This window comes from Myroides albus (genome assembly GCF_009711045.1).
Classification (GTDB): domain Bacteria; phylum Bacteroidota; class Bacteroidia; order Flavobacteriales; family Flavobacteriaceae; genus Flavobacterium; species Flavobacterium album_A.
Window position 1 is genome coordinate 1 of the sequence record NZ_WMJX01000052.1, and the last position, 15,041, is coordinate 15,041.

General features: G+C 30.2%; 13 protein-coding genes. 12 read left to right on the forward strand and 1 reads right to left on the reverse strand.

What is annotated here, in order from left to right:
• The 12 genes from GJV76_RS14005 to GJV76_RS14060 form a co-directional block, all read left to right on the forward strand.
• Positions 1-463: TraG/VirB4 family ATPase (locus tag GJV76_RS14005; protein ID WP_455429739.1), on the forward strand; the 463-nt coding region annotated here is incomplete at its 5' end.
• A 75-nt stretch (positions 464-538) separates the two neighbouring features.
• Complete coding sequence (locus tag GJV76_RS14010; RefSeq protein WP_155093227.1) at positions 539-1,171, forward strand: DUF4141 domain-containing protein; 633 nt, start codon at positions 539-541, stop codon at positions 1,169-1,171.
• A 2-nt stretch (positions 1,172-1,173) separates the two neighbouring features.
• Positions 1,174-2,169, forward strand: a complete 996-nt coding sequence (gene traJ, locus GJV76_RS14015) for a conjugative transposon protein TraJ (RefSeq protein ID WP_155093228.1) — start codon at positions 1,174-1,176, stop codon at positions 2,167-2,169.
• Positions 2,170-2,199: 30 nt separating this feature from the next.
• Positions 2,200-2,823, forward strand: a complete 624-nt coding sequence (gene traK / locus GJV76_RS14020) for a conjugative transposon protein TraK (protein ID WP_155093229.1) — start codon at positions 2,200-2,202, stop codon at positions 2,821-2,823.
• A 9-nt stretch (positions 2,824-2,832) separates the two neighbouring features.
• On the forward strand, positions 2,833-3,084 hold the full coding sequence (locus tag GJV76_RS14025) for a hypothetical protein (protein ID WP_155093230.1): 252 nt from the start codon (positions 2,833-2,835) through the stop codon (positions 3,082-3,084).
• A gap of 61 nt (positions 3,085-3,145) precedes the next feature.
• Positions 3,146-4,429, forward strand: coding sequence for a conjugative transposon protein TraM (gene traM / locus GJV76_RS14030; protein ID WP_155093231.1), 1,284 nt, complete (start codon positions 3,146-3,148; stop codon positions 4,427-4,429).
• Positions 4,430-4,457: 28 nt separating this feature from the next.
• Positions 4,458-5,330, forward strand: a complete 873-nt coding sequence (traN, locus tag GJV76_RS14035; protein ID WP_155093232.1) for a conjugative transposon protein TraN — start codon at positions 4,458-4,460, stop codon at positions 5,328-5,330.
• 202 nt (positions 5,331-5,532) lie between these two features.
• Complete coding sequence (locus tag GJV76_RS15745) at positions 5,533-8,136, forward strand: tellurite resistance TerB C-terminal domain-containing protein (RefSeq protein WP_196216233.1); 2,604 nt, start codon at positions 5,533-5,535, stop codon at positions 8,134-8,136.
• Complete coding sequence (locus GJV76_RS14045; protein ID WP_155093233.1) at positions 8,136-9,455, forward strand: ATP-binding protein; 1,320 nt, start codon at positions 8,136-8,138, stop codon at positions 9,453-9,455. Before GJV76_RS15745 ends, GJV76_RS14045 begins: the two co-directional genes overlap by 1 nt.
• 5 nt (positions 9,456-9,460) lie before the next feature.
• Positions 9,461-11,599, forward strand: coding sequence for a DEAD/DEAH box helicase (locus GJV76_RS14050; RefSeq protein ID WP_155093234.1), 2,139 nt, complete (start codon positions 9,461-9,463; stop codon positions 11,597-11,599).
• A 2-nt stretch (positions 11,600-11,601) separates the two neighbouring features.
• A complete protein-coding gene (locus GJV76_RS14055; RefSeq protein WP_155093235.1) occupies positions 11,602-13,368 on the forward strand; it encodes a DUF4209 domain-containing protein in 1,767 nt (588 codons plus the stop codon).
• Between the two features lie 147 nt (positions 13,369-13,515).
• Positions 13,516-14,034 carry a hypothetical protein gene (locus GJV76_RS14060; RefSeq protein WP_155093236.1) on the forward strand — a complete coding sequence of 173 codons (519 nt, stop codon included), beginning with the start codon at positions 13,516-13,518 and terminating at the stop codon, positions 14,032-14,034.
• Between the two features lie 60 nt (positions 14,035-14,094).
• Here GJV76_RS14060 and GJV76_RS14065 read toward each other — a convergent pair whose 3' ends face one another.
• The gene (locus tag GJV76_RS14065) at positions 14,095-14,724 is read right to left on the reverse strand and encodes a sce7726 family protein (protein ID WP_155093237.1); all 630 of its coding nucleotides are present in this window, start codon (positions 14,722-14,724) and stop codon (positions 14,095-14,097) included.
• Positions 14,725-15,041 lie beyond the last annotated feature (317 nt).

The following is a 15,041-nucleotide window of genomic DNA, read 5'->3' on the forward strand; positions in this document are numbered from 1 at the left end:
TAGAAATATGATAAGGCGCTGGGTGCTTAGCCTACTTAAAACCGTAAGAAAGTTCTTTGGAGAGGCAATCGTAGTTACCCAAGAGGTAGATGATATTATTCAATCTCCGATTGTAAAAGAGAGTATTATCAATAATTCAGATTGTAAGATCCTGCTTGACCAGCGCAAGTATATGAACAAGTTTGATGATATACAGGCTATGCTTGGTCTTACTGATAAAGAAAAAGCTCAGATTTTATCAATTAATCTCAACAACAATCCAAACCGCCTGTATAAAGAAGTATGGATTGGTTTAGGTGGTACTCATTCAGGCGTGTATGCAACAGAGGTGAGCTACTCGGAGTATTTAGCCTATACTACAGAAGAGACTGAAAAACTAGAGGTAATGAACCTGACTAAAAAGCTTGATGGTAATGTAGAGCTAGCGATAAAGCGTCTGGTACAAGAAAGACAGAAAGAGTAAGTAAGACAAAACAGTGCTCTAATCCAACTTCTAAAAGGATAAAAAGAGTAAAAACAATTAACTAAAACATAAGATATGAAAAAACTATTACAGGTAGTTGTGGTAGCTGTGCTACTAGTTCTACCAATACAAATTCACGCCCAATGGGCGGTATATGATCCAGGTAATTTTGCTCAAGGCATTGTCAATAGTGCCAACGAGATTATTCAAACTTCAGCCACGGTGGACAATGTACTTAAAAACTTCAAAGAAGTAGAAAAAGTCTATAAACAAGGCAAGGAGTATTACGATAAACTCCAAGCAGTAAATAACCTAGTTAAAGACGCAAGGAAAGTACAACAAACCGTGCTACTTGTTGGAGATGTGACAGAACTGTATGTACAGAACTTTGGCAAAATGCTCAATGATCCTAATTTCTCTGCAGAAGAGCTAGTCGCTATTGCCAATGGGTATTCGGTATTACTTAATGAGAGTACAGCACTTTTACTAGAGCTCAAACAAATTATAACCGCTTCGAGTTTGTCTTTAAATGACAAAGAGCGCATGGATGTAATAGACAGAGTTTATAAAGAGGTAAAAGAGTATCACAACTTGGTTAGTTATTACACCAAAAAAAACATAGGGATAAGTATCCTAAGAGCTAAGAAGAAAAACAATGCTCAAGGCGTACTAGATCTATATGGAACGTCGAATCAGAAATACTGGTAGAGATGAATACAAGCAATTTACACGAAGTATTGCAAAATCTCTACCAAGAGATGATACCGCTCTCGTCACAGATGGCTTTAGTGGCTAAAAGTATAGCAGGACTTGGAGCTCTTTTTTACATTGGCTTAAAAGTATGGCAAGCCTTAGCAAGGGCAGAACCCATTGATGTATATCCAATGCTTAGACCATTTGCCATGGGAATTTGCATTATGTTTTTCCCCACCCTTGTACTGGGAACTTTAAATGCGGTTTTAAGTCCCGTGGTTAGGGGAACCCATGAGATACTGGAGAGTCAAGTAATGGATCTAACGAGTTTACAACAGCAAAAAGATGTTTTGGAAAGAGAAGCCATGCTTCGAAATCCCGAGACCGCTTATTTAGTTTCGAATGAGGAGTATGATAAAAAACTCAATGAATTGGGATGGTCACCTTCTGATATAGCAACTATGGCAGGGATGTATTTAGAAAAAGAGATGTACAAGATGCAAAAAAGTATAAGAGATGGTTTTCGAGAACTGTTAGAGATGCTCTTTCAAGCGGCAGCCCTTGTGATTGATACCATTCGCACGTTCTTTTTAGTGGTGCTGTCCATACTAGGTCCACTGGCTTTTGCAATCTCGATATGGAGTGGTTTTGAATCCACCCTTGTTCAGTGGCTCACTAGATATATCAGTGTGTATCTCTGGCTGCCAGTCGCGGATTTGTTTAGCGCGATGCTGGCCAAGATTCAAACCCTAATTATCGAGAGAGATATGCAGATGCTCGCTGATCCAAGCTTCATTCCCGATGCTTCCAATACCGTGTATGTCATCTTTATGATCATTGGAATTGTAGGATATTTTACTGTTCCTACGGTGACAGGTTGGGTTATTCAAGCCGGTGGTGCAGGCAACTTTATGCGTAATATGAACAAGACCGTTTCCACTGCAGGCAATATGGCTACAGCAGGTGCAGGCGCTGCAGTTGGAAACATTTCAGGAAAACTCATGAAAAAATAGACACAATAAATTATTAAAACTAATAAAACCATGGAATTTAAATCACTTCGAAATATAGAAAATAGTTTCCAACAGATCAGGCTCTACGCTATTGTATTTGCCGCAGTTTGTCTTTTAGTAGTAGGTTTTTCCATCTACAAAAGTTACGACTTTGCAAAAGAGCAACGAGAGAAAATCTATGTACTGGACAAGGGTAAATCACTTATGCTTGCCCTGTCACAAGACGCAAGTATAAATAGGCCAGTAGAGGCCAGGGAACACCTAAGACGCTTTCACGAGCTGTTTTTTACCCTTTCGCCAGAGAAGGCAGCCATTGAGAGCAATATGCAACGAGCGTTTAATCTAGCGGATAAAAGCTCCTTTGATTACTACAAAGACTTACTTGAAAAAGGATATTACAGCAGGGTTATCTCAGGGAATATTCAGCAAAGGGTAGAGGTGGATAGCATTAAGATTGATTTTACTGCTTATCCTTATAAAGCAAATACATATGCCACGCAGTATATCATTCGCTCAAGTAATATTACCAAGAGAAATCTTATAACAAGCGCTCAACTTATTTCAGCGGTTAGATCAGATAACAACCCGCAAGGCTTTACCATTGAAAAGTTTACAGTAGTTGACAACAAGGACTTAGAAGTTGTAAAACGCTAAAATGTCCCAATGAAAAAGCTACAATTTTTAAGACATAGCTATTCCAGTAAGCTACAAGTGCACTGGGATAGTTTAACCATAGCAAAACAAAAAGGAGTGCTTCTTACTGTATTTGCGCTTTACGCCCTTGTTTGTCTATTGGTAGTAAAGATGAGTTTTTCAACTAGAACAAAGCCACAAAACAGGTTGGAGCAAAGCCCAATCAAACCTGTTAACTATTCGCTAGAAAAGCAAAAGGATAAAATAAGTGTGAACTACTAAAATTAAGTATTATGAATCAAAATAAAATTAAGTATTATGAATCAAAATAAAATTAAGTATTATGAATCAAAATAAAATAAATGAAACCCATCAAATAGAGAAAGTACCTAAATCAAACAAGGGATTTCAAAACCTGATAGAAAAATACAAAAAGCATATCGTATTTGCTTTAATGGGACTTGTATTTCTATTAGTTATGTATCTTCTTTTTAAACCCGAAGAAAAAGAGTTACTTATTGACAATGCAATAGTTCCAGAAGCAATAACTGAGGGCATGCCAACAGATAAGGTCAAAGCTTATGAAAAGGAATTATGGGAGCAGAAAAAGCAAGAGAATGAAAATCAGATGCACTCTTTAGCGGATTACTGGAACGATACCCAAGAGGAGTCTAACAGCAGTTATATCCATCAAGATTATAATCAGCAGCCTGTCTCTACACCTTATGAAAGGTCCTATCAAAACTACAGACAAAGTCAAGAAGTGCTCAGTAGTTTTTATGACAATACAGAAAACCAAGAAACCGACAAACTCAAAAAGCAAATAGAAGAATTAGAACAAAAATTGGAAGAAAAAGACGCACCAAAGCCCATTACGATGGATAGTCAATTAGAACTCATGGAAAAGTCTTTTCAGATGGCAGCTAAGTATTTACCAACAGGTCAAAACCAAACTGAATTACCATCTTCAAATGAAACTACAAGCGTTAAAACAATCCCAAGTAAGAAGCAAGCTATAACCGCGATAGAAAACACACAAAAAGAAGTTGTTTCATCCCTTGTTCAACCACCAACATTGCTTGATTTTTTACCGCTAAGTTTTCAAAGTACCCCTACTTTTTATACTGCAGAAGGACAACCTAAAGAATCCAACCACAAAAACAGTATAAGAGTCAGTATCAAAGAAGATCAGGTCATTATAAACGAAGGATATATCAAATTAAGACTCTTAGAGAGCATTGTAATTGATGGAGCTTTGCTACCAGAATCAAGTACGCTCATTGCCAAAGTAAAAGTAAGTAACACAAGATTAGAACTAAGTGTAAACTCTATCAAAATAGATAACAGTATTATACAAACAGAGCTAATCGGTTATGATAATTATGGGCAGAAAGGACTTGAGGTATTAGACCTTCAAGAAATAAGCGCCTCAAAAGAAATTATAGCCAATATGGGACAGACTGCAGGCACGAGTATATCGATGAGTAGATCAGCCTCAGATCAAATAGCTGGAGACCTAACCAAAGGACTCATTCAAGGCGTATCAGGTTACTTTTCAAAGAAGGTAAAAGCTCAAAGAGTAACGCTAAAACAAGGACAAGAGCTGTTTCTTGTTCCTAAAGAATAACAATCAATAACAACAAAATCAAATCATTATGAAAACAATTATTAACTATATGCTACTGTGCTTACTAGCAGTAAATACAGTAACCGCCCAAAATAATCCGAAGGCTATTAACCTTTCAAATATTGAGGTAATGCCTTATGAAGTAGAGCTCACCCAAAACAAAACAACGCATATTTTATTTCCAAGCAGCATTGAATATGTGGATTTAGGCAGTAGTGAAATTATAGCTAATAAAGTAGAAGCTACTTCCAATGTACTTCGCTTAAAAACAATAAAAGAAGATATCACAGCTACAAACTTTACAGTAATTACAAACGATGGTAAATACTACAATTTCAATGCTACCTACAAAGCAAAACCAATACAACTGAGTTATGATTTAACCAAGTTTGAGAATCAAAACAGTAAAAAACAAAGCGAAGTTCTTTTTAAAGACTTAGGAAACACTAGTCCAAGTTTAGCAGATCTTTTTATGAAAGCAATCATCAAAAAGAACAAGAAAGAGCTAAACATTAAAAGTAAGAGTTATGGAGTAGAAGCAAGGTTGAAGAGTATTTACACCCAAGATGGTAAACTCTACTTTCATTTATCTATCAATAACAAAAGCAATCTACCATACACAGTTGAATACATTAGCTTTAAAATCAAAGATAGAAGAACTTCAAAACGAACGACAATTCAAGAGATGACTTTAAAGCCAATTAAAAGTTATTCTGACTATCAAACGATAAATAGCCAAAGTAAGCAAGATAATGTTTTTATATTAGATCAGTTTACTTTTTCTGATAAACAGGTGCTTTTAATTGAAGTTAATGAGAAGAATGGAGTGAGGAGTCAGGTGTTGAAAGTAAAGAGTAGGGATATTCTAAAGTTGAAAAGCGTCGAGTCGTTAAAATTATAATTAAACAAGAAAGCCCTCTAAAGGGCTTTCTTGTTTAATATAGATAGTGAATTAATATGATAAAGTGAATAAATGGACTTAATAGCTTACTAGACTAATAAAAACACTGAGTTTGGATAATAATCATTAATAGTATCAGTATCTTTTATATATTTAAGACAAATTATTAACCCTAATTTCTACAAAATTTAGATTGTCATAAATGAAAGATAAGTCAGTTGCTGCTTTATTAGCTTTTTTCTTAGGATCTTTAGGAATTCATAAGTTTTATTTAAATCGACCTATTCAAGGAGTTTTTTATCTCTTGTTTTGTTGGACATACATACCTGCTATATTAGGAGTTATTGAAACTATTAGATATATTTTAATGTCTTCAGATAAATTTAATCAGAAGTATAATAGTAGTTATAATACAAAATCATCTATTGAATCAAAACAAGATGTAATTAATATGCAGTATAGGCCAAACAGAGATCAATTACTTCCAAGAAAAGAACAAGTAAAACCAACAGAGCAAAAGGTAGTTAATACTCAGCATAAATCGAGTATAAATCAAATATTCTCTATAAAAGAGGAGATAGGAAAAAAAGAACAAAGTATAGTCAATACTCAACATAACTTAAGTACAACTCAAATACCTCTTATAAAAGAAGAAATAAAAACAATAGAGCAAAAAACAGGTAATATTCAACACAATTTAGGGGTAATTCAAGTACTACAATTAATAAAGGAAAGGGCAGAAAGAAGAGAGCAAATTATGGATCAACAAAAAATTGAGGTTCCCTATTGGGGACTTAATTCTGTTTATTCATATAATGATATTAAGACAGCGAATAGTGATGTTAGAAAATTTTATAATCAGTTTAAAAATAATTTTTTAACTCATGTGTTTTTGCCTCTGGCAAAAGATGAAATAAATTATGCTTTCGTGCTTTTATTTGATTTTGAAAGAGAGTTTTTAATTACTAATGATTATGAGAAGTTAAAATCTAATTATAATATTCTTGTTAAACATTATCCAAGAACTAAAATTTATTGTGAACAGATATTAGAAAAAAGAAATGCAGTTAATACAATAAATATTGCTACCGAAGTTGTAACTCAGAGTGAACCTATTCAAAAAGAAAGTAATGAACAAATAACACAGGTCCCATATTGGAATAGTGGATACATTTATTCAGTTACTGCCATTAAGTATGCTGAAAGGGAAATAAGAAACTTTTATAATAAGTTTAAACAGGACTTTAAAAGTAAATCATATATAAAATTAGAGCAAGATAATTTAGGGTATGCTTTTACTTTGATGTTTGATTTAGAACAGGAACATCAGAATAGTAAAAACTATTTACAATTAGAATCATATTATCGTGTACTTGATGAGTTGTATCCAAAATTACGCAGATATACTTCGAGTATATTAAAAAAGTATGATTCAAATACATCATCCAATAATTATGGAAATCTAATTCAAAATAATTCTCATGATAGTTATATTAATTATAATGAGCAGGATTATTATGTCGGGAATTATATTAAAGAAAAGTTTGATTTAACTCCAAAACAGATTAGATATTTAAATAGAATTGGTATTTATCATGAGACAGCTTTTAATCAAGCTGAATTTTGCTTTAATCAACAGGGGCTGGTGTATTGTAGGGTAATAGATGCTTTAGAAAAGTACTGTAAGAAGAATAATACAACTTTATCTGTTAGAATTGATGAAATAGCAGCTCTACTAAAAAAGCATGATTCAAATCCATACTATGCTCAGTATTATTCTGAAGGACCGAGCTTAAAATCCTATAAACAAGAAATTTATAGATGCTTTTTTAAGCTTACAGAGAATAAAGTCCGTGAATTTTATAAACACAAACGCAAGTTAAATGTAGATTCTATACACACAAAATCTGAAATAATTGAACTATTTGAAGATTTGCAAAGAGTTTTTGAGGAAGCATTGGAGAAGGAGATTTTGCTATGTGAACCTGCAAATTTAGAATCAGAACTTGTTTTAAATAAACAAAACACAACAAGATGGAAAATTGCATTTGAACAAATTGTAAAAAATATTCAAAATGCAGTAGAGTTTAAAAAAGAGATTGATCAGTTAGCGGAGTTTAATAAGTATAACCCTTCCATAGAAAATATCTATTTTGATGCCAGTAAGCACATTGCAAAGCAGGATCAATTATTGGCTTTAGAATATTATTTAAGATACATCCAGGCAGATTTAGATTCTGTGACAATAAATAATAAACCACTGAATAAAACCACACTTAAAGTATTATTTAAAAATCAACAGCAATTAGATCAGTTCAATGTTATTTTGGATAGTTTTTTAAAAACAAAGGATTTTGAGCGTGCATTAAAGGAGCTTCAAGGTATTTATGAAGTTAAACGAAAAGAAATTAAGCTTGATTTTGAAAAGATAAGTGATGTAAAAAAGCAACTAAATGAAACTGTTGAGCTTTTAAATGAATATTTAGAAGATGAGGATGTAGAATCAGAACTAGATACTTCGTTATTAGAACAATTGGCAACAAAACCAAAACAAGAAAATTTGTTTAATGAAGAGTTAGGATATAACACACATGAAATTGAACTTTTACAGATGATTCAAAATTTTAATAATGAAATTACACGAGAATTAGTAGAAGAGTTTGCAAGTGAGAATGGGGTGTTTGTAGATTCATTAATCAATAATATTAATGAAAAGACCTATGAACTTCTTGATGAAAATTTAATTGAAGAACAAGAGGATACTTATACAATTGAAGAACAATATTATCAAAATATACTAAAATAATGACAACTAATATCAAGCCAAAAGAAGCAACTGCTATTATTAATTCTCTTATTGGAGGTGTAGTGCCTAAGATAGGGGTTTCTCATATTGCAGTAGGAAGAAATGAAGAAGTAAATGCCTTTATTAGCGCTTTAGAAGATGTTAAGAATGGCCATAGTATAATGAAGTTTTGGATAGGAGATTTTGGATCGGGAAAGTCTTTTATGCTTCACTTATTAAATACAGTAGCGTTAAAGCAGAAATTTGTAATTGCTAATGCAGATTTTACTCCAGAGAACCGATTATATAGCAATGATGGTAAAGCAGTACTGCTTTATTCAGCTATTATGAATAACCTGGCTATTCAAACTAAACCTGAAGGAGGAGCACTGCCTATTTTATTGCAAAAGTGGATTGAGAGTGTTTTAATGAAAGTTTCTAAGGATAATCAGATTCCTCTTACTGAGATTACACAAGAGCAAAATCTTCCACTTGTTGAAACACAAATTATGACTACCATTAATGAGTTGTCTGATGTTGGAGCATTTGATTTTGGATCAGTAATTATGAAGTATTATCAAGGATATATACAGAATGATGAAAACCTAAAAAAATATGCACTGAAATGGTTGAAAGGTGAGTATAAGACTAAAACAGAGTCAAGATCAGAATTGGGTATTAGAGAAATTATTGATGATCATAATTACTATGACATGCTTAAAAACTTCTGTAAGTTATTTACAAGTATTGGATATAGTGGACTTATGATAAATTTAGATGAGGCAATTAATCTCTATAAAATTCAAAATTCAGGTACCAGAGAAAAGAACTATGAAAAAGTACTTACAATTTATAACGATTGTTTACAAGGTAAGGTAGAGAACTTATTCTTTAACATAGCAGGAACAAAAGACTTTTTAGAAAATGAAAGAAGAGGTCTCTTTAGCTATAATGCTTTAAAGACTAGACTTCAAACCAATAGATTTGAAACTCAAGAAATTCGTGATTTTGCACAACCTGTGATTAAACTTAGACCACTTAACCACAATGAGATTTATGTATTATTGAAAAACCTTCAAACCATTTTTAATCAGAATTATCAAATTGAATCTCAAGTTGATGATCAAGATATTAAAAATTTTATGGAGGAGATTTACAATAAACCAGGGGCACAAGAATTCTTGACCCCAAGACAAGTTACACGTGATTTTTTAAACATATTGAATCTATTAAGACAAAACCCAACGTTAAATAAGGACTCTTTGTTTAAAGAAGTTAATGTTTTAGATGAACGTCAAGATATGGATTTATCGTATTTAGATACCATTGAAGAGTTATAAAATATATGAGCAGTTACAATTTACTTTCAGAGCCCATTAGAAAATATATTGCAGAGCAGAACTGGTCTGAATTACGTCCTATTCAAAATGCTGCAATACAAAGAATATTGACAACAACGGATAATTATATTCTATCTGCAAAAACAGCTTCGGGTAAAACTGAAGCTGCTTTTTTGCCTATTCTAACGGATGTAGATTTTTCTGAAAGTGGAGTACAAGTCCTTTATATTTCTCCTTTAATAGCTCTTATTAATGATCAGTTTAAGCGTATTGAAGAGCTTTGTGAACATTTAGATATAGTGATTACCAAATGGCATGGAGAGGCTAGTCAATCAGCTAAAAAGAAGCTTATTAAAAACCCAAACGGAATTGTTTTAATAACTCCGGAATCTTTAGAATCTATGTTTTGTAATCGATCGCACGAAATCCCACATCTTTTTAGCAATTTAAAATATGTTGTAATAGATGAGATACATTATTTTGATGGTACAAATAGGGGAGTCCAATTAAATTCATTGCTATATAGAATCCAGAAAAGGGCAAATGTCAATTTCAGATTAATTGGTCTTTCTGCTACAATAGGTGATTTAGAATCAATCAAAAAATTTGGTGGACGTCCATTAGATACTAAGGTGTTAAAAGATTCTTCAAGTAAACCAACAAGTGTTTCTTTTAAATATTTTGAAAGTAAAGGGGGAAATAACTATAATCTTGATTTGATTAAAGATCTATTTAAAGAGGTTTATAATAATAAGGTTTTAATATTTCCTAATAGTCGAGGTAAGGTTGAAGAAATTACACACTATCTTTTAAAGATCAGTAAACAAGGAAATTTACATACCAATTTCTTTGCACATCATTCTTCAGTCGATAAATCTCTTCGAGAATACATTGAGAACTTTGCCAAAACAAATACTTATTCACCATTTTCAATTTGTTGTACCTCTACTTTAGAACTTGGTATTGATATTGGTTCAGTAGACAAAGTTGTTCAAATTGATTCCACATTTAATATTGCTTCGCTAGTTCAAAGAATTGGAAGAAGTGGTAGAAAAGACGGACAAGAAAGTAAAGTAGTCCTGTATAATACAAATAGCTGGTTTTTATTACAAAGTATTGCTATTTGGGAGCTATATCAACAAGGAGTAATAGATAGTAAAACGAATGCTGTATATCCATTTGATATTTTAGTTCATCAAGTACTTTCTGTAATTAGAAGTAGAAATGGAATTACTCAAAATGAGTTGATAAACTATTTTGAACAAAATTATTCTTTTGAGCATGTTACAGCTATTCAAATAGAACAGACTATACAATCGCTTTTGGAAAAACAAATTATTGAACAGACTGGCCAAGAATTATTGATAAGCCTTGAAGGAGAATATATTGTTAATTCAAAAGACTTTTATAGCGTTTTCGAGAGTGAACAAATGTATAAAGTAATTCATCAAAATATTGTTATTGGTGAACTTCCTTTAAACCCAATGCTCAGTGAAGAGAGTAAGTTCTTATTAGCATCAAGAGTATGGAGGGTAATACTCATTGAAAATGATAGTAAGAAGATTATAGTCCAACCTGCTAATTCAGGAGATAAGCCTACTTTTTATGGAGGACCTGTAGATATTAGTCATATCATAAAAGAGAAGATGCTAGAGATTTTGATTAGCAAACAAGAATTTGATTACTTAGATCAAGCATCATTAGATGCTTTAAAGATACTCAGAGATGAGTTTGCTGTCTATAAACTAGTAAACTATAAAATAGATCGACCACTAAAACACGATGTGAATAAAACTGAGTTATACACCTTTGCTTCATCAAAGATAAATAGAACAATTTGTTTATTTCTTGATTTTAACGGAATCAAAAATGATTATAACGATTTAGAAAACAGTATAATATTAAAGTTAACAACAGCTCAAGATTTATATAAATTATTTTCTAAGTTTAATATTGACTCAAAAGAGATTAATTTATATTTAAAGGAAGTTATAGAAGAAAATCCGAATATTATTGACTTCAGTAAATGGGGTAAATACTTACCCATTAATCAGCAAGTTAGTTTGCTTTTAGATGCTTATTATTCTGTAGAAGAAACATTGCAATTTCTGAATAATATAGAATTGAAGGAAAATATTTTATAGTTATGAATTTAGATGAACTTTATAATTATCTTGAAGATGATAAGTATTTTAATCTAGTACTGAATAATAAGAAAGTTAGTCTTTTAATAGGCTTTATAGATTCAATTACTGATAAAGATTTAAAAGGTATTTATGTAATTGAAGAAATTGCTCTTTTACTGAAATACGATCAAGATAAAGGTGACTTTCAATTATCATGGGGATTATCCCGGGTAGAGACATTAAATGATAAGCAAAAAATATATTTAGAAAGTCGAATTAAAAAAGTAGAAAACCCTATTTATGTGTTCAACTATTGCTATATATATTTTTTGTTGAATAACAAGAATAGAAAATTCTTAAATAGAGGAATTGATAATTATTTGATATTTGTAAATAAGTTGAGTGACGAGTATATTAATTTAAATGAAGATGAAAAAGTATATTTATATAAACATTTTTTAGGATTGATATATGTTTCACAAAATTTTAAAATAAAACAAGAGGAAGTAAATAATTTACTTAGAACTAAATTAGTAAAGCTATCTATACGCGATTTCTGTAGAATTGTAAATGAGATTATCAAAAATAAAAAAATTAAAGTAGAAGTAAAAAGAGATATTTATGATCATTTGTGTTTAATTTATGATAACCAATTTGAATTAATTAAAGATAATGAATTGAAGTTCTTTTTTTTAGAAGTATTGACGAATTTGTATAAAAAGATCTTTAATAAAGAAGACAAAAGGTTACTGAGTATATGGGGAAAATTATTAATGGAAGAAGAAGGAAATAATCCATTTCATAAAAATATACTTTTAGAACAAGCTTTACATATTTCGAAAAGAGCCAGTAATAAGCAATTACAGAATAATGCTTTTGTCAAGTTACAAGCAAACAAAAACGATATAAAGCTTCCATTGCATATATCTAAATTAGAATTAGAAGGTAAGATTAAAGAAATGTATGATTATATTTCAAATAGAATTAAGGAAGTTGTTGATTCTAAGGATTCCGAGGTTATTTTGCAGTTTTTAGTACAGGATGATAACTTTTTAATTCCAAAAGCAACAAAAGCAAATATAAATGAAATACAAACTCCTTTTATGAGGTTTATTACTATGAAAAAGTTTGATATAAATATGAATGTAGTTAGTGATAATGCTAAAGGAATTACTATCTACAAGCATATGATTAATAGTTTTAGTATCCCGTTTATTCATGAAGTTTTTAGTGAATCAATTAAAGATAATGTACTTAATTATGACTCGTATATAAATTTTTTAACTAAAGATAAGTGGTTGGGAAATGTTGAGGAATTAATTGAAAAAAGAATAATCCAGAATAATTGGATTGAATTACTCAAACCATCTTTATCTCTTTTTTTTGAAACATATAAAGATGACATTGAAAGTGGAACAAATTCCATAAATAAATATATATTAGTGTTAGATTCTCTAGTGTTAAAGTTTGAAGGGCTTTTTAGAGATTTTCTTAAGTTGGTAGAAGGACATGCCATGATCATTAATAATACAATGGAGCATAAAGAGAATGTTTCTTTTATTGATTTTTTTGAAAAGGATATTATCAAAGAGAAAATTAGTGATGATAATATCTATTATTTTAAGTTTCTGTTTACTAAAGAAGGATTAGATTTAAGAAATAACATTGCACATGCTTTCTATGATTTTAAACATTATAATTCCTATCATATAATGCTTCTTCTTATTGCAATATTAAGGTTAGGTAATTATAAAATGACAATAAGTGAAAGTGAGGGAAATAGCTAATACTGATAGATTATTATAATAAGTAAACAATCAAGAAATAGTAAAATGTTAAATACTTTAGGGTTTCAGTAATTTTCATAAATTCATTATATTAATTAACCCTACTTTGTTTAATTTTAGTGATTTAATAACTATATCATATAAACAATGAATGCTTCAAATATAATTTCAATATTATCATTATTATTATCAATATTGGCTATAATATTTTCTATTTTTATTTACATAAATGATCAAAAAAGAAATAATCAGGATCAATTATTTCAAGAGAAATTAAATTCTTATAAAGAATTAATGGGTATTGCGAAAAACACATATTCAAAATTATTTGATGTAGTTGATTATGTTCAATATTTTAATGGAGACCCAAAGGAATGGGAGAAAAGATATCAAAAATTCTCAGGGGTTTATTATGGATTAGCATTCGAATTTAAATATTGTCTCTCTAAAAATTCTTTTATATTACAAGAACAAATATTTTTGAAACTAAAAGCATTAGAATTATCTCTAATAAATTTTGTTACATCTTCTTCTCATCAAGATAGTGAGATTTCATTTGAAGCTTATGAAGATATAGGTCTTCAAATAGAAGAGATTGAAGAGTTGATTAAAATAGACTTAAATATTAATAATTTAAATCATGGATTAAAACAAAGGATTAATTAATAGTTTAATTTTAGAAAACTTAACTTAAGAATAAATATTTAGATATTAAGAAAACTTATATTAATAGTATTGTATTTTAGTTCCTCTAAGAGATAGTAAGGGAATATCATCTATATGGGTTTCTATCCCTCTTTCTTTAATAAAAAGAGAATGATTTTTTGTTAATTTATTTATGAGGTATAAATACAAAATCTCTTGTAGCTTTTTTATTGGTTGAGATATAAGAGTTTCTCTAACCTCATCTGAATTATACTTTTTATTTGTTATAGAAAATGTTCTTTTTAGATAATCACTAGGAATTGAAGAAAGTATTTCTTTTTTGTCTAATTTTTTTCTTATTCTTGGCTTTCTCTTAAAAAGTAGTTCTCCATCAGAAAAAAGTAAAATCCCAATATCAGTTGAGGTTTTTCTTTGAACAGTAGGATAATGTTTATTAGTAGTACAGATAATAATATAATTAAAAATCTTTTTATATTCTTCAATTTGCTCTTCTAACCTATCTAGATTATCTGTAGAACTCTTGATTTCGATACCATAAATAAAAGAGTTGTTTAACATTAATAAATCAACCACTTTTCGTTTGGAACCATACATCACTTCATTTCCAAAAATTATAGAGTTATCATAAGATATAAAGAAATCAATAATTTTAGTTTTTATATATTCGGCAGAGAAGTGATCAATCGACATTAAATCTTTTTTAATTAAAAATAACCTTGTAAAACTAATGCTTTTTCTATTCTAAAGTTTAAAATAGGACAAAAAATATCTATTTGTTAATAAAATAAAAAGGTACTATATTTAGACACTATATAGTACAAATTAAAATAATGTCAACAGAAACAAAAAAACAAAAAAAAGGATGGATTATTGTTTATGGAATTATTGGTGGTTCGTTGATAACACTAATAGTTTTAGCGATAGTTATTTATTTTTTTAATCCATATGTTTCAAATCCTGTGTACATTCTGGGTATTCCGGTCTAAACTGAACAGGTAATTCCGGTT